The 15,449-nt window shown below is 66.5% G+C and carries 13 protein-coding genes and 1 tRNA gene; 6 read left to right on the plus strand and 8 right to left on the minus strand.

Annotated elements, in window-relative coordinates; genetic code table 11:
- Positions 1 to 1,158 (minus strand): ABC transporter permease, encoded by a 1,158-nt coding sequence (locus CVV68_RS01945; RefSeq protein ID WP_211320688.1) that lies wholly within the window; start codon positions 1,156 to 1,158, stop codon positions 1 to 3.
- Positions 1,159 to 1,273: 115 nt separating this feature from the next.
- Between CVV68_RS01945 and CVV68_RS01950 the strand changes: the two genes are divergently transcribed.
- Positions 1,274 to 1,870: a TetR/AcrR family transcriptional regulator gene (locus CVV68_RS01950; protein ID WP_110499305.1), complete on the plus strand. Its 597-nt coding sequence runs from the start codon at positions 1,274 to 1,276 to the stop codon at positions 1,868 to 1,870.
- Between the two features lie 4 nt (positions 1,871 to 1,874).
- Here CVV68_RS01950 and CVV68_RS01955 read toward each other — a convergent pair whose 3' ends face one another.
- Positions 1,875 to 3,041: a low temperature requirement protein A gene (locus CVV68_RS01955; protein ID WP_170133055.1), complete on the minus strand. Its 1,167-nt coding sequence runs from the start codon at positions 3,039 to 3,041 to the stop codon at positions 1,875 to 1,877.
- 182 nt (positions 3,042 to 3,223) lie between these two features.
- On the opposite strand from CVV68_RS01955, the gene CVV68_RS01960 reads away from it, so the two are divergent.
- Positions 3,224 to 5,230, plus strand: coding sequence for an MDR family MFS transporter (locus CVV68_RS01960; RefSeq protein ID WP_245933269.1), 2,007 nt, complete (start codon positions 3,224 to 3,226; stop codon positions 5,228 to 5,230).
- Positions 5,231 to 5,451: 221 nt separating this feature from the next.
- Here CVV68_RS01960 and CVV68_RS01965 read toward each other — a convergent pair.
- The 4 genes from CVV68_RS01965 to tmk form a co-directional block, all read right to left on the minus strand.
- Positions 5,452 to 5,527 (minus strand) — tRNA-Thr (locus tag CVV68_RS01965).
- 97 nt (positions 5,528 to 5,624) lie between these two features.
- A complete protein-coding gene (locus CVV68_RS01970; protein ID WP_110499307.1) occupies positions 5,625 to 7,181 on the minus strand; it encodes an alpha/beta hydrolase in 1,557 nt (518 codons plus the stop codon).
- Between the two features lie 20 nt (positions 7,182 to 7,201).
- Positions 7,202 to 8,395, minus strand: coding sequence for a DNA polymerase III subunit delta' (locus CVV68_RS01975; protein ID WP_110499308.1), 1,194 nt, complete (start codon positions 8,393 to 8,395; stop codon positions 7,202 to 7,204).
- Positions 8,392 to 9,057 carry a dTMP kinase gene (tmk, locus tag CVV68_RS01980; protein ID WP_110499309.1) on the minus strand — a complete coding sequence of 222 codons (666 nt, stop codon included), beginning with the start codon at positions 9,055 to 9,057 and terminating at the stop codon, positions 8,392 to 8,394. The genes CVV68_RS01975 and tmk overlap by 4 nt, the downstream gene beginning before the upstream one ends.
- Before the next feature lie 102 nt (positions 9,058 to 9,159).
- Between tmk and CVV68_RS01985 the strand changes: the two genes are divergently transcribed.
- The gene (locus CVV68_RS01985) at positions 9,160 to 10,392 is read left to right on the plus strand and encodes a trans-sulfuration enzyme family protein (RefSeq protein WP_110499310.1); all 1,233 of its coding nucleotides are present in this window, start codon (positions 9,160 to 9,162) and stop codon (positions 10,390 to 10,392) included.
- 277 nt (positions 10,393 to 10,669) lie between these two features.
- The gene (locus CVV68_RS01990; RefSeq protein WP_245933270.1) at positions 10,670 to 11,029 is read left to right on the plus strand and encodes a DUF2516 family protein; all 360 of its coding nucleotides are present in this window, start codon (positions 10,670 to 10,672) and stop codon (positions 11,027 to 11,029) included.
- A gap of 22 nt (positions 11,030 to 11,051) precedes the next feature.
- Here the strand turns inward: CVV68_RS01990 and CVV68_RS01995 are convergent, their stop codons facing one another.
- Entirely contained in the window at positions 11,052 to 11,939 is an 888-nt protein-coding gene (locus CVV68_RS01995) for a class I SAM-dependent methyltransferase (RefSeq protein ID WP_438502604.1), read from the minus strand.
- A gap of 457 nt (positions 11,940 to 12,396) precedes the next feature.
- Between CVV68_RS01995 and CVV68_RS02000 the strand changes: the two genes are divergently transcribed.
- Positions 12,397 to 13,143, plus strand: coding sequence for a phosphoglyceromutase (locus CVV68_RS02000; protein ID WP_110499311.1), 747 nt, complete (start codon positions 12,397 to 12,399; stop codon positions 13,141 to 13,143).
- Between the two features lie 193 nt (positions 13,144 to 13,336).
- Here CVV68_RS02000 and phoU read toward each other — a convergent pair whose 3' ends face one another.
- Positions 13,337 to 13,999, minus strand: a complete 663-nt coding sequence (gene phoU, locus CVV68_RS02005; protein ID WP_110499312.1) for a phosphate signaling complex protein PhoU — start codon at positions 13,997 to 13,999, stop codon at positions 13,337 to 13,339.
- A gap of 169 nt (positions 14,000 to 14,168) precedes the next feature.
- Here phoU and CVV68_RS02010 point away from each other — a divergent pair, with 169 nt between their 5' ends.
- Positions 14,169 to 15,437, plus strand: a complete 1,269-nt coding sequence (locus CVV68_RS02010; protein ID WP_245933271.1) for a sensor histidine kinase — start codon at positions 14,169 to 14,171, stop codon at positions 15,435 to 15,437.
- The last annotated feature ends 12 nt before the right edge of the window (positions 15,438 to 15,449 follow it).

Raw genomic sequence — 15,449 nt, forward strand, 5'->3', positions numbered from 1 at the left:
TCAGGCGGACGCCGCCGAGAGGTCGGCGCCATGGCGGGCGCCGCCGTCGTGCCCTGAAGTGTCGTGCCCTGAAGCATCAAGCGTGGACGGCAGGTGCACGGCCTCCTCGTTGCGGTGCCGGCCCAGGATGGCCAGGGCGATCCCGGCCGCCGACCAAGCTGCCAGTACCAACCAGTGCACGCCCTGGGCGGCGTTGGGGAAGTAGGAAAGGTCGCGCAGGAGCGTGCCCGTGGCGCCCGGCACGAACCACTGGCCGATCTCTCCCCAATGCCACGGCAGGAATTCCAGCGGCGAGGTTAGCGAGGAAATTGGGTTGCCGATGAACATGGTCAGCACGGCGCCGACGGGGATGCCCGGCTTGCCCAGCAGCGACTCGAGGCCAACGATCGTGATCGCGATGGCGAACAGCCCAAGGCCCATGGCCAAGGCATTGAGCAGGTAAGGGCCGGACAGGATGCCAAACCACCCCTGCAGGATGCCAACCAGGCCCAGGCCGCCCGCAACACCGTAGGCGCCCGCGGCGGCCAGTCGGCGCCGGAAGCCGGTCACCACCAGCGAGATCAGGACGCCGCCAATCATCCCGCCCATTGCCAGGGGAAGCCCCAGCAGGGCCAGTCCCGTGCCGCGGGGATCCTGCTTGTTCAGGGGCGCGACGTCGGTCACGGTCACCTTGGGTGCCGGGACGGGCTGCAAGGCTGAGGCCATGGCGGACAGCCTGCCGGAGGCCAGGGCGGCCTGCACGCGTGCCGCCTGCCCTGCGGCGGCCTGTTGCGCCATGCCCTGGGAAATGCCGGCGGCTGCCTGGTTCATGATCTGGACGACGACGGGGCTGGCGGCGGATGCTGTCAAGACATCCACGCCCGATCCGTCCGGGGCAACCACAAACGCCCCGTAGGCATCCCTGGCTTCGACCGCGGCAATGGCGGCGGCCCGGTTGTCCGCGGGGCTGATCGCGAAAACGCCGGCCTTCTCGAGCTGCGCGTGCAGGGCCGTTTCCGCTGGGCCGCTGCCGGAGACGACCACGGGCAGGTTGTGCACTCTGGAGGTTACTGATGGCCAGAGAAAGGCCAGCAACACGACGGCGACGACGGCTGCGGAGCCAACCGCCGTTGCAAGCGTCAACCCCCAGCGGGTGTGGGGCGGGGCGGTGGTGGACATGGGTGCTCCTCGGAGATAAAACTTGGCGATAAAAAGAATGGTCGTTCTTTATTAAGCCATCGCAGACCCGCCACGTCAAGAACGATCATTCTTTTTTACTGGTATTGTGCGACACATGCCACGTATTTCCGATGAACATCGAGCGCTCATGAGCCTGCGCATCGAACAGGCCGCCATGGAGTGTGCCCGGCGTGAGGGTTTTGCCGCGATGTCGATGGCCGACATCATCAGCGAATCCGGGCTTTCCGCAGGCGCCATCTATGGGTATTACAAGAGCAAGGACGAACTGCTCGCCGCACTGGCACGGCGCGTGGTGGGCGGCAGGGTGGCGGTGTTGGACGAGCTGTCCGCCCGATCGCCTGTGCCGCATCCGGCCGAGGCGCTGCTGGAGTTCATGGGTTCGATCGCCGGCCCCTTGCGCGACGGCGGCCTGGTGGTCCAGGTCTGGGGCATGTCCTCGAACTCCGACACCATCGGCGCCATCGCCCGCGACGCATATGGCCGGCTGCTCGAGCACATGGAAGCGTATCTGGCGGCCTGGTACCGGGATGCCCGGGACATGGATGCCGCGGCTGCCCGGCAGGCGGCAGCCGCGGTCGGGCTGGCGGTTCTCGCCCTGGTGCAAGGCTGGCTGTTCCGCGTTCCCGTGGCGGGAACCAAGGACGACGGGCAGTATCTGAGCGCCGTGGCTGCGATGCTGCGGCACCTTTAGGCGCCTAGCGCCGCCGTCGGTGAATCTCCACGTAGGCGGTGAGGGCCAGGAGGATCAGCACGGCAAGGGCCAGGACGACGGCGGCGGGAACCGTGGCGCTTGCCGGGATGAGCAAGGCTGCGGCCACCACGGCCGGCACGGCCCACGGCAACACGGTGTTCAGCGGCCGGCCGTAGCGCAGGGACACCATGGCGTTGGTGGCATAGAAAAGGGCCAGCCCGCCGCCCAGCGCGATGCCCGCACCGAACGGCAGCGGTTCCAAGGGCGCCGGTATGGCCGTTGCGATGGCTGCCGCGACGCCCGTCACGCCAACCACAAGCAGGAACGGCATGAACACGGTGGTCTGCAGGATTCCCGCATAGTCGGACCGGGACTGCAGCCGCTCCAGCCCCGTGGCCACCGTACCGGTGCCGTACTGGAAGAAAGCCCATCCGAGCAGGGCAACCACCAGGAATCCAAGCACTGCGGCCAGGCCGCCGGCCGGACCCCAGCCAGTCGAGAGTTCGCTGACGATTGTGAAGACGGATTCGCCCAGGACGATGATGACGAAGAGGCCAAGCCGCTCCGACGCATGCTCGATGTTGATGCCGCTGACACTCCTGTCCGCCCACAGGTGCCCGCCAAGCAGGACCATGGCGACCTCGACGGCGATCGAGGCCGCCCACAGGATCACGGCCACGTGAAGGGGCAGCATGGCCGCCACGAGCCAGAGCGCAGCCGTTCCGCCGTTGTAGATCCAAATGCGCCACGGTGTATCCGCTGACTTTTGCCGGTGCTGGTAAAGCCACAGGACCAGCAGCACCCCACGCATGGACGCATTGGCCAGTGAAAATGCCCAGGCCCGGGCGCCGAAGGCTTCCGGTGCGGCAGCCGCCATGAGGCCGGCCGCCGCCATCGCGGCGAGCATCGCCACGCCAAGGCCCCGGGAGGACAGGCCGGGGAGCAGGTTGACCACCGAGACGATGTTCACCCACGCCCACCACGCTGGGAAGAACAGCAGCACAAAGGTGCCAAACTCGGCCCAGCCGGGATTGCCGTGGATCCCGTGTGCGAGCTGCCCCACAAAGGCAACAAAGACCAGGTCGAAAAACAGTTCCATCCAATGGACCCGGCCCGGGGCGCGTCCTGGATCGTGGGACTTTGCCCGCGGTGACGGCAATTTCTCGCTCATGCGCCAATGATAGATCCGGCCCGCATGTTCACCTTGCGCGAAACAGGAGCCTTTCTGGGAGTTTTTGCATTGCCCGGCGAAGTTCAGGAGAGTAACGTTCCACTCTGCGCAACATTCTTCGTTTCGCCCACGACGCCGTGATGCCGGTGTCAGCGGCATCCTGCACAAACCTTTGAGGACGCATGTCTAGCGAAAAACCATTGCCGCCCATATCCGGTCCCAGTCCCGCCGGCAGCGCCGTCATGAACCACCGCCAAATCCTATTTGTGATCTTCGGTCTCATGGCGGGAATGTTCCTTTCAGCCCTGGACCAGACGGTGGTCGGCACCGCCATCCGCACCATCGGTGATGACCTGCACGGCCTGAGCCTTCAGGCCTGGGTGACCACCGCCTATCTGATCGTTTCCACGATCAGCACCCCGATTTATGGAAAGCTGTCGGACATCTTCGGGCGGCGTCCGCTGTTCATCTTTGCGATTGTTATTTTCATCATCGGATCCGTCCTTTCAAGCTTCTCGACCTCCATGATTGAACTTGCCGCCTTCCGCGCGGTGCAGGGGCTCGGTGCCGGTGGCCTGATGTCGATGCCGCTGGCGATCATGGGTGACATGCTTGCCCCGCGCGAACGGGCAAAATACCAGGGCTACTTCCTGGCGGTGTTCGGTGTCTCGAGCGTGATTGGCCCGCTCATCGGGGGCCTGTTCTCCGGGGCCAGCGAGATCCTGTGGATCGCCGGCTGGCGCTGGGTATTCCTCGTCAACGTGCCCATCGGCCTTGCAGCGCTGGCCATGGTGTTCCGCTTCCTGCACCTGCCCAAGGTTGACCGCCATTCGGTGCGCATCGACTGGTGGGGTGCGACCGCTGTTATTGTCGCGCTCGTGCCGCTGCTGCTGGTGGCCGAGGAAGGCCAGGTCTGGGGCTGGACCAGCGTGGCTGCCATCGCCTGCTACGTGATCGGCGTCGTCGGCGTCATCGCATTCATCTTCATCGAGATCCGAATGAAGGATGACGCGTTGATTCCCATCAAGCTTTTCCACTCTTCGACGTTTTCGATGGCCACCATCATCGGCGTGCTGGTTGGTTTCGGTATGTTTGGTGCCATGATGACCATTCCGCTCTACCTGCAGATCGTGCTCGGCTCAACACCGACCGAGAGCGGCTTCCAGATGCTGCCGATGATCCTGGGCCTGATGATCGCCTCGATCGGGAGTGGCCAGTTGATCGCCCGCACCGGCAGGTACAGGATGTTCCCGATCCTCGGCACGGGGCTGATGTCCGCCGGGTTCCTGTACCTCACCTTCTTGAAATTTGACTCGTCCTTCTGGTTCGTCGCCGGGGGCATGCTGCTGATCGGCCTGGGCCTGGGCCAGCTCATGCAGACCCTGACAATCGCCAGCCAAAACTCGGTGGGCCTGCGGGACATGGGCGTGGCGACAAGTGCGTCCACGTTCTTCCGTCAGATCGGTGGAACGTTGGGCACCGCGGTCATGCTGTCGCTGTTGTTCACGATCATGCCCCTGAACATCCAGAGCTCCCTCTCCGACGGACCCACGCTGAAGAGTGCCCTCGACGCGGCCATGACCCCGTCGGTGGCGACTGCCCCCGAGAACAAGGCGATCATGAGCCTGATCTACACGGATATCGTGACTCCCGTGGAGAAGGGCGCGCAGCAGGCGGCACATGCCGCCGGCGTGAAGGCACTCGTCGCCAAGGGCGTGGCGCAGCCAGTGGCCGAGACCACGGTGCCCGCACAGCCGCTCGACTTCTCCAAGCCCGACGTCCGGACCCAGGTAGTCAACCAGGTTGCGCCCACCATTGCGAAAAAGTTGAAGTCGGCATCCGGATCCTCGGCGGCCGGGGGCAGCGCGCTCAATGACACGTCGTTCCTGAAGGGAGCCAATCCGGCGCTGAGCAAGCCGTTCCTGACCGGCTTCACCACTTCAACCATCGTCATTTACTGGGTGGCGCTCATGGTGGTGTTGCTGGCATTCGTGCTGGCCTTGTTCTTCAAGACGCCGCCGCTGCGGATGAAGTCGGCGCTGCAGGAAGCGGCCGACGACGAGGCCTCGCGCACAGACGCGGACCTGATGCTGCAGCACTCCGCTGAGGAAATGGGCGCGCTGGTGGAACCTGGCAGCTACTCCCGGGGGGAGGGCAAGCTGTCCGGTGACAGCACAGGTTCACGCTAAAGGCGTGGCCGCCCGGCGTGCAGGATGACGGAATGGAGATTTGAGGTTGACCTATCGGCCTCAAATTTCCATTCCGTCATCCGTGGCGGCGGGCAGCTAAGGGAATCACAGCTGCGGCGCCGGGTGGTGATCCATGTGCGCTCGCCCCGATTCAACAACCGCGGGCGGACCGCACGCCGCGGGCAGAAAAAACCCCTGAAATCCGCGGATTTCAGGGGTTTTGGAGCCTCCAAACAGAATCGAACTGTTGACCTTTTCATTACGAGTGAAACGCTCTACCAACTGAGCTATGGAGGCCTGTCATCGTCCAACAACCCATTGCGGGATCATTGGGCGAACACAAGAATCAACTCTAATATGCCGGCGCCCATGTACAAAATCGGCGGCAGCGGCTTTAGCAGGTGGTTCCGCCGGCGGGCACCTTTCCATCCACAAAGTAGCCGTCGACGGCGGACGTCAAGCATGCGTTCGCCCGGCCATAGGCGGTGTGCCCGTTGCCCTTCCACGTGACCAAAACACCGGAATCAAGATGCTTGGCCAGTGCCTGCGCCCACGCATACGGGGTGGCGGGGTCGCCGGTGGTGCCAATGACCAGGATGGGGCCGGCCCCCGGCGCGGAAATGGTTTCCGCCTTGCCGGTGGCCGGGTAAGGCCAGTACTTACACGTCAAACCAGAGTAGGCCAGCAGTTCGCCAAACGTGGGCGAGGCCTTCTTCAGGGCTGCGGCATCGGCCCGCATGTGGGCCGTGTCGGAGTTCATCGGGTAGTCCAGGCAGTTGATGGCGGTGAACGCCGCCGCCGTGTTCGAATTGTACTTGCCGTCGCTGGAGCGGTCGGCGGAGTAGTCGGCGAGCTGCAGCATGCCGGAGGCGTCACCGGCAAAGGCCTGCTTCAGGGCACCGGAGAGCGGATCCCACAGGTCGGTGGAATACATGGCGAATGCCAGCGCGTTGGTGAACTCGGTCCCCGTCACCACCCGCCCGGCAGACGTTTGCTGTGGCGTTTTCGTATAGACGTCGTTCAGCTCGCGGATCTGCGCCATCGCGCCGTCGACGGTGCCGGACACCGGGCAGTCCTTGGTGCCGAGGCAGTTCTTCGCCCACGCCCGCAGGGCATTTTCGAAGCCGACGGCCTGGCCCATGGACACCTGGTCGATGTCCAGCGACGGATCCAGCGCCCCGTCCAGGGAAAACTTCCCCACCCGCGACGGGAACAGCCCCGCATAGGTGGCGCCCAGCTTGGTTCCGTAGGAGAAGCCCATGTAGTTCAGCTTCGGGTCGCCCACCACGGCCCGCAGGATGTCCATGTCCCGGGCCGAGCTGACCGTGTCAACGTGCGCCAGCACGGGCCCGGTGTTCTTCACGCACAGTTCTGTTTGCACCTTGGTGTCCGCTTCGGCCTGCTTCAAGCCCGCATCGTCGGCCATGTTGTAGGACTTCTGCCGCGCGGCATCGGTCTGGGCGTCGTCCAGGCACTTCACCGGTTCCGAACGCTGCACCCCGCGCGGGTCGAATCCCACAATGTCGTAGGCCGCCCGCAGCTTTTTCGAGAAGTAGGATTTTCCGCTGTTGACCACCATGTCCACCCCCGAGGCGCCCGGCCCGCCGGGATTGGTCAGCATGGCACCGAGCCGCTTTCCGGAGGCCGGCAGCCGGGTGACGGCGAGCTTGATCGAGGTGCCGCGCGGCTTGGCGTAGTCCAGGGGCACCTCAATCTTCGCGCACTGGAAGCCTCCGCTGCACGCCGTCCACGTCACCACCTGCGCGTAGAACCCGGCGAGGTCCGCCGGCACGTCGCCGATGACCGCCGCGTCAGCGCTGGAGATGACTGTCGCATCCGGCGCCGGGGCCAGGGCCGTGCAGGAACTGAGCAGCAGCGCGCCCACCGCCGCCATGGCAACGGTGAGGGACAGGCGGAGGTGGTGCCGCCGTCGGACGGGTGCGTGGGGCATGGGGAAGGTCCTTTACGAATCTAGAGCAGGCTGACGGCCATGGCTTCAAGGGCCAAAAGCGGGGCGACGTTGGTGGTGGTCAGGCGGCGGCGCACGGCATTGATGGAGTCCATGCGCGCCAGGGTGGCCTCGGGGCGGCCGCGGGCGGCGAATTCGGCCAGGTCCCCGCGCAGGGACTCGTTGACCAGCTCCAAGGCGCCGCCGTGGCTTGCCTCCGCGCTGGAATGCCCGACGCCGGAGCCTCCCTGCGCTGCCAGCTGGAGTACCAGCACATCCCGGTAGAAGGAGAGCAGGTCGGTCAGGGCCCGGTCGAGCTGGTCCGTCACCGAGCGCTTGGAGCGCCGCTTCTGGTCTTCCTCCAGGGCCCGGACCTGGGCGCGCATGGGTGGGGGCAGCATGCCCGTCTCCGGTGCGCCGAGGGAGCGGAGCAAGTTGGCTTTTTCCTCGACATCGCGTTCCTCATTGGAGGACGCCGCCTCCGCCTGCGCCAGTTCCAGGAGGCTGCCCGCCGCGCGCACGGCCGCGGAGACGTCGCGCAGGGAGAACGGCAGGCGGACTATCGCGTCGCGCCGTTCCCGCGCACCGGCGTCGGACGCCAGGCGGCGGGCAATGCCGATGTGGCTCTGGGCGGCACGGGCGGCGTGCAGGGCAAGCCCCGGCTCAATGCCGTCGCGGCGCACCAGCAGTGCGGCCACGTCCTCGACCGGGGGCACGCGCAGGGTCAGGGTCCGGCAGCGGGAGCGGATGGTGACCAGGACGTCCGCCGGACTTGGCGCGCACAAGATCCAGATGGTTCGCGGCGGCGGTTCCTCAATGGCTTTCAGGAGTACGTTGGTGGTGCGTTCGGCCATGCGGTCGGCGTCGCCGACAATCATCACCCGCCAGCGGGACGAGGACGGGCTGTCGTGGGCCTTGCGGACCAGCTCCCGGGCCTCCTCGATGGTGATGGTGGTTTTTTCCGTGGCGATAAACCTGACGTCCGCGTTGGTGCCGGACAGTGTGGTGTGGCAGGCCTTGCACACGCCGCAGCCGCGTTCTGCCAGCTGTTCGCGTTCGCAGACCAGGGCCGCGGCGAAGGCCAGGGCCGCGTTGGAGCGGCCGGAGCCGGGCGGGCCCGTGAGCAGCCAGGCGTGTGTGGGGGTGCTGGACTGGGCGGCCCGGCGAAGCTGCTCCACCACCGGCCCCTGTCCCTGCAGGTCCACCCAGACGCTCATGCCGACCCGGCTTCCCTGGCGGCCAGCAGGCCGAGAACGCGCGTGCGGATGGCCGACGCCAGCTCGTCCACCGGACGGCCGGCGCGCAGCACCAGGTAGCGTTCCGGGCGGGCCGCGGCCAGGTTAAGGAAGGCCTGGCGGATCTCGGAGTGGAAGTGGTCCGGTTCCGATTCAAGGCGGTCCTCGGCGGCGTCCCCGGCCGTACGGCGGCTGCGGCCGTCCTCCGGAGTGACGTCCAGCAGCACCGTCAGCTCCGGCCACAGCCCGGCGGTGGCCCACTCGTTGAGCCGCTGGACCTCACCGGGGCCCAGCCCGCGGCCTGCGCCCTGGTAGGCAATGGAGGAGTCGATGTAGCGGTCGCTGATGACGATCTCGCCCCGGGCCACGGCCGGAGCAATGACCTGGCTGGCGTGGGCAGCACGGGAGGCGGCAAAGATCAACGCCTCGCAGCGGGCGTCGATCTCGCCCTGGCCGTGGTCCAGCACCAGCGAACGCAATTTTTCGCCCACGGGGGTCCCGCCCGGTTCACGGGTCCGCAGGACAGTGCGGCCGGCGTCGGACAGGGCCTGCGCCAGCAGGGTGGCCTGGGTCGATTTCCCGGCCCCGTCCCCGCCCTCAAGGGCAATGAACAGGCCGGGCCGTGCGGCAGATGGGAAAGTCACGCCCCCAGCCTACCGGCCAACGCTGACAGCGTCCCCGCGTTGTCCACAGGGCACCGTCATGAAGTTTCTTCCACGGTGAGACAGGGCACTAATCTGAAGGGTATGACGCATGAACCTTCCTCCCACCCCAATGAGCTGAGCCCGGATACGGTGGTGGTGGCCGCCGGCCGGCCCGCCCGCGAGCATGACGCGGCGGTCAACCCGCCCATCGTGCTGTCCTCCACCTATGTGGGGACCGGCCAGGTTGTGGACGGGGACAGGGCCTACGGCCGCTACTCCAACCCCACGTGGGATCCGCTGGAGGATGCCCTCTCGGAGCTTGAAGGCGCCACCCTGCCGGCCCTGATTTTCAGCTCCGGGCTGGCGGCCGTTGCCGCGGCGCTGTCGCTGATCCCGGTGGGGGGCGTGCTGGTCATGCCACGGCATTCCTACCAGGGAGCCCTGGTCATGGCGCAGGAACAAGCGGCCAAGGGACTGTTTACCCTGCGCACCGTGGACATCGCCAACAACGACGAAGTCCTCGCTGCCCTGACCGGTGCCGGCGAAAAGGCCGCTGACATGTTGTGGCTGGAAAGCCCGACGAATCCGATGTTGGAGATTGCCGACCTCCGTGTCCTGTGCCGTGCCGCCAAGGCCGTGGGGGCAATCACGGTCACGGACAACACCTTTTGCACACCGCTGGTCCAGAAGCCGCTGGAACTGGGCAGCGACCTGGTGCTGCACTCGGTGACCAAGTACCTTTCCGGCCATTCCGACGTCATCCTGGGCGCCCTGGTCACCTCGGATGACAGGCTGCGCCACGCCCTGCTGCACTACCGTTCAATCCACGGCGCCATCGCCGGGCCGTTCGAGGCCTGGCTGGCGCTGCGCGGCCTGCGCACACTGGCCCTGCGGTTGGAGCGGTCCCAGGCCAACGCCTTGGAGCTGGCCAAGCGCCTTGACGTGCACGACGGCGTCGACAGGGTCTTGTTTCCCGGGCTCGACTCCGACCCCGGCCACCGCCGCGCGAGGGATCAGATGCTCGGCTTTGGCTCCATCCTTTGCATTGAGATGGCCGGCGGCGAGGCAGCCGCCAACGCGTTGGTTGAGGCGCTGCGGTTGTGGACCCCCGCCACGTCGCTGGGCGGGGTGGAGTCGCTCATTGAGCGCCGCCGGCGCCACGCGAATGAGCCCGACTCGGTGCCCGTCAACCTGCTGCGGCTGAGCGTGGGCATTGAAAACGTTGAGGACCTCTGGAACGACCTGGCGCAGGCGCTGGAGGCGGCGGGAGCCGCGGGGGCGGCCGGATCGGCGGGGGCGGCCGGATCGGCGGGAGCGGCAGGGTCCGCGGGATAAGGCCGGATCGGCCGGAGCGGCGGGGTCTGCCGGATAGGCGGAGCGGCAGGGTCCGCGGGAGCGGCAGGGTCCGCGGGATAAGGCCGGAGCGGCGGGGTCTGCCGGACAGGCGGAGCGGCAGGGCCCGCGGGATAAGGCCGGATCGGCCGGAGCGGCGGGGTCTGCCGGACAGGCGGAGCGGCCGGAAAGGCCCAATAAGGGTCCGCCGAACCGGCGCCGGCGCTGTTCCGTGCAGCACCGCGTGTTGCCGGACCGTTCCACCCGTTAGGCTAGTCACGTGAGCTTCTTCCTCTATGCTGCGACCTTTTTCATCCTGGCGGTGCTGGGTGCCGTCGCCCTTGGCGTCCAAATTTGGGCCCTGACCGACTGCCTGCGCACGCCTGCCGCGGATTTTCAGCGCGTCAGCAAGCGCTCCAAGCAATTTTGGGGAGCCCTGACGGCGGTTTCAACGTTCTTCGGCTTCCTCTATCTGCTGCCGGCGGCAACGGCCCTTGTCGCGCCGAACATGGGCATGCTCATGATCATCAACCTTGCGGGGGCGACCGTGGCCGGTGTGTACCTGGCTGATGTCCGCCCGGCGCTGGCCGAGGTGCGCGGCCGCGGCCGCGGCAACCAAACCCGGGGTACTTCCTGGTAACAGCGCTAAAAGCGCCGGTGGACTAGGCTTCGTCCAGGCCCGGCGCGACGGCCGACCAGGCCACCGTCAGTTCGCCCAGGCGCCACCGGGACGGATTGCGCGCGACGGGCCAGCCGCCGTCGTACATCCCCTGGCACATCAGCAGCCAGCGCTGCCGGATTCCAAACGGTGCCAGCGGGGCGGCCGCCAGCCAATGCTGGTCCAGGGCTTGCAAAAAGTCGTTGATCCTCTCGCCCGGAACGTTGCGGTGGATGAGGGCCTTGGGCAGGCGCTCGGCAACGTCGGAGGGCCGCTTGAAGGAACCAAACCGCATGGAGATGGTGAGCGTTTGAGGTCCCGACGCGTCCAGTGCCACCCATGTGCTGCGGCGGCCGATCTCGTCGCAGGTGCCGTCGACAAAAATGCCATTGGGCGACAGGCGCGAACGGACGGTGTCCCAGATCAGCCGGACGTCGGCCTCGTCGTATTGGCGCAGGACGTTGAAGGCGCGGACCATCGTGGCATGTCCCGGGACGGGGATTTCAAACCCGCCGACGCGGAAGTCCAGGCCGTCGTGCTCCAGGGGCTTGGCGACGCGGACGCGTTCAGGCTCAATTTCAATGCCCGTGACGTGTGCGTCGGGGCAGACCGCATGGATCCTCGCGTAGAGTTCCACGGCGGTGGTGGGGGAGCCGCCGTAGCCCAGATCCACCACCAGGGGGGCGCTTCCGGGGGACCGGTCCCTGCGCAGCCGCCAGGCCTCCGGTCCTGCCAGCCAGCGGTCCACTCGGCGCAGGCGGTTCGGGTTGGTGGTGCCGCGGGTGGCGTTGCCAAAGGGTGTGATGCGGGACCGGCCGGCATCACGCGGAACAATGTCGCGTTGTGCAGGGCCGGTGGAAGCTTTTTTGACCCTTTGGGCGCGTTGAACCACTGATTAAGAATAAGTGCCGGCCCGCGCACGGCTGCAAGAACGTGGTGAGGCTCACGGCCGGCTATGTGTTCATACATGCGCAGGGCTGGACCCCGGTTCTGCACATACGGCAAGCTGCGTTCACCCATGCGCGGAAGTCAGCCCCCAGTACGGCGCATGGTGGAAGCGCGGTTCACGCATGCGCTTAATTCGTGGGGAGTTCTGCGCAGAGTGCATCATGCGCAGAATCCAGGCCGAATTCGGCGCATGCTGGAAGTGGAGTTCCAGCATGCGCACGAGTGGAGCCCTGCGGAGCGCATGCCGGAAGCAACCTTTGAATCTGCGCGCCGTTGGGGACCAGCACTTCGCTAATTGCCAGGTGGCGCCCCGCCAGCCCCCAAGTGCGCGCAGCTTCAAAGTGCGGCGTAGCATTCCAGGGATTTCGGGCCCGTGGAGCGGCTGCCGCTAGGATGAAACCATGACTTATACGCTGATTTTGCTTCGCCATGGACACAGTGAGTGGAATGCCAAGAACCTGTTCACCGGATGGGTGGATGTTGACCTCAACGACCAGGGCCGCGGTGAAGCAGTGCGCGGCGGCGAGCTGCTGGTGGAGAACAAGCTGCTCCCGGACGTGCTGTACACCTCGCGCCTGAAGCGCGCCATCAACACAGCCAACCTCGCGCTGGAGGCGGCCGACCGCGGCTGGATTGACGTCAAGCGCGACTGGCGCCTGAACGAACGCCACTACGGCGCCCTGCAGGGCAAGGACAAGGCCCAGACGCTGGCCGAGTACGGCGAGGAGCAGTTCATGCAATGGCGCCGCAGCTATGACACCCCGCCGCCGCCGCTGTCCGACGACAGCGAGTTCTCCCAGGCCCACGACCCGCGCTACGCGGACCTCGGCGACGCCCTGCCGCGCACCGAATGCCTCAAGGACGTCCTAGTCCGTCTGCTGCCCTATTGGGAATCGGACATCAAGGAAGACCTCAAGGCCAGCAAGACCGTCCTGGTCACGGCCCACGGAAACTCGCTGCGCGCCCTGGTCAAGCACCTGGACGGCATCTCCGACGACGCCATCGCGGCCCTGAACATCCCCACCGGCATCCCGCTCGTGTACGAACTGGACGAGAACTTCGTCCCCATCACCCCCGGCGGCACGTATCTGGACGCGGAAGCCGCCGCGGCCTCCATTCAGGCTGTCGCCAACCAGGGCAAGAACTAGCCCCTCACCGGGGAAAGTACGACGGCGGCGGGTCACCTTGGACAAAAGGGTCACCCGCCGCCGTCGTACCCCACGCCCTCCCACAGAAAATGAGCCCGGTCCCGCTTTCTGACACCGGGATTCCGGGATCATTTAGCGGGACCGGGCTCATTTTTGCAAGGATCTTGCAAAGCAGGCGGGCCAAGCGGGAAGACTAGCCGGCCAGGAAGTCCTCGGGCTGCCATTCGCCGGTGACCAGGTAGGAGACCTTGCGGGCCACGGAGACCCCATGGTCGCCAAAACGCTCAAAGTAGCGGCTGGCCAGGGTGACGTCCACGGTGGTGGCCGGGGTTTCGTGCCAGTCCGGGGAGCCCATGGCGGAGAACACCGTCTTGTGGAGCTTGCTGATCGAGGCCTTGGCGGTCAGGATGTCGTTGACGAGCTCCAGGTCGCGCGTGTCCAGCAGCTCCGCGACCTTCCTGGCGATGACGATGTCAAGCGCCGCCAGCTCCGCGAACGTGGCTTGCAGCTGCGCCGGAATCACCTGGTTCGGGTAGCGCAGGCGGGTCAGCTGGGAGATGTGCCGGGCCAGGTCGCCCATGCGCTCCAGCGATGCGCTCATGCGCAGCGAGCCGACAATCATGCGCAGGTCGCTGGCCACGGGCCCCTGCAGGGCGAGCACGTCAATTGCGCGCTCGTCGAGGTCGTTCTGCAGGAAGTCAATGCGGGCGTCGGCGGCAATGACCTGCTCGGCAGCCTCCAAATCCGCTGCGGCAAATGCGGTGGTGGAATTTTCGATGGCATCAATGACCAACGACGAGATTTCAATCAAGCCCTCCCCGATTTGGTGAAGTTCTGCCTGAAAAACTTTGCGCACGCGTGATTCCTTTCATGGACAGCCCAACGCACAGTTGGGCTCGATCATGACCTACCCTGCCACCCGAGGGTGAACGCGGCGGCACTACGAAGTGAACGTTAGCTGAACGGCCGGCCAAGGGAGCCCACTTTGAGGTAAACGGGGTGAAGAGTGCGCATAGTCTTGGAACGTGAACCCTTTGCTGATTGGAGTTGCCGCCGGACTGATCGGCCTGGCCCTGGGCGTGTTCGGCATGCTCGCCTTCAGCGCCAGTGAACGATCGCGCCGGCAGACCGTAGACGTCCGCGAGCCCTCGCTGCCCGAAGGTGCCGCCGAGATTCTCTCCGTGGTGGGCAAGGCGTTCATCGTCATTGACATTGTGGACGGCGTGGTGCGTGCCAGCCCCGGCGCCTACGCCTTCGGCCTGGTCCGCGGCCACACCGTGGTCCATCAGGAACTGCTGGACCTGGCCCACCGGGTGCGCCGCGACGGCGTCATCGAGGAACGCAACCTCATCCTGCCGCGCGTCGTCCTGCCGGGCACCGGCACTTCCACCGGCGCCTCCCCGGGCACGACGCCGGCCGCGCACCCGGGTGCGCCGGCCGCCCCGGCGTCGGGGACCTTCGACAACGTCCCCGCCCAGGGCACCTTGGTTGTCCAGGTTCGCGTGGCTCCGCTGGGCGAGGAATACATCCTGCTGCTGGCCGATGACCGCACGGAGATCGCCCGAACCGAGGCGGTCCGAAACGACTTCGTCGCCAACGTCTCGCACGAACTAAAAACGCCTGTCGGGGCCATTTCGCTGCTGGCCGAGGCGCTGGAATCCTCCCCGGACGACGAAGCCACGGTGCGCCGCTTCGCATCCCGGATGATCACCGAAGCCGCCCGCCTGGCCGCCCTGGTCCAGGACATCATTGAGCTCTCCCGGCTGCAGAGCAAGGACGTGGCCCAGGCCGGCACGGACGTGGACATGAACGCCGTTATCGCCGAGGCCGTGGACCGGACCCGCCTGCCGGCCCAAAACAGGAACATCGCCATCGCCGTCGGTCCCGCCATCCCCGCCCACGTCCACGGCGACGCGCCGCAATTGGTGACGGCGCTGCGGAACCTGATCGACAACGCGGTGCGCTACTCGCCGGAAAACACCCAGGTGGGCATCGGGCTGTCGGTGCGGGACGGCGTCGTCAGCGTGAGCGTGTCGGACCAGGGCGACGGCATGGACCCGCAGGACCAGGAACGCGTGTTCGAGCGGTTTTACCGGGTGGATGCGGCCCGTTCGCGGCACACCGGCGGAACGGGCCTGGGGCTGAGCATCGTCAAGCACATCGTGGGCAACCACGGCGGGGAGGTTACGCTGTGGTCCGCGCCCAAGACGGGGTCCACGTTCACCGTGCGCCTGCCACAACTTTCCACGAACGACGCCGGCCGGAGCCTTCCAGCCGGTCGGTACCGTAGCTGAACCACAAGATGA

The sequence above is a fragment of the Arthrobacter livingstonensis genome, from assembly GCF_003219815.1.
Taxonomy (GTDB): Bacteria; Actinomycetota; Actinomycetes; order Actinomycetales; family Micrococcaceae; genus Specibacter; species Specibacter livingstonensis.

Coding starts and splice junctions, on each gene's coding strand:
- CVV68_RS01945 (WP_211320688.1), bottom strand. CDS start 1,158: ATGTCCACCACCGCCCCGCCCCACACCCGCTGGGGGTTGACGCTTGCA.
- CVV68_RS01950 (WP_110499305.1), top strand. CDS start 1,274: ATGCCACGTATTTCCGATGAACATCGAGCGCTCATGAGCCTGCGCATC.
- CVV68_RS01955 (WP_170133055.1), bottom strand. CDS start 3,041: ATGAGCGAGAAATTGCCGTCACCGCGGGCAAAGTCCCACGATCCAGGA.
- CVV68_RS01960 (WP_245933269.1), top strand. CDS start 3,224: ATGTCTAGCGAAAAACCATTGCCGCCCATATCCGGTCCCAGTCCCGCC.
- CVV68_RS01970 (WP_110499307.1), bottom strand. CDS start 7,181: ATGCCCCACGCACCCGTCCGACGGCGGCACCACCTCCGCCTGTCCCTC.
- CVV68_RS01975 (WP_110499308.1), bottom strand. CDS start 8,395: ATGAGCGTCTGGGTGGACCTGCAGGGACAGGGGCCGGTGGTGGAGCAG.
- CVV68_RS01985 (WP_110499310.1), top strand. CDS start 9,160: ATGACGCATGAACCTTCCTCCCACCCCAATGAGCTGAGCCCGGATACG.
- CVV68_RS02000 (WP_110499311.1), top strand. CDS start 12,397: ATGACTTATACGCTGATTTTGCTTCGCCATGGACACAGTGAGTGGAAT.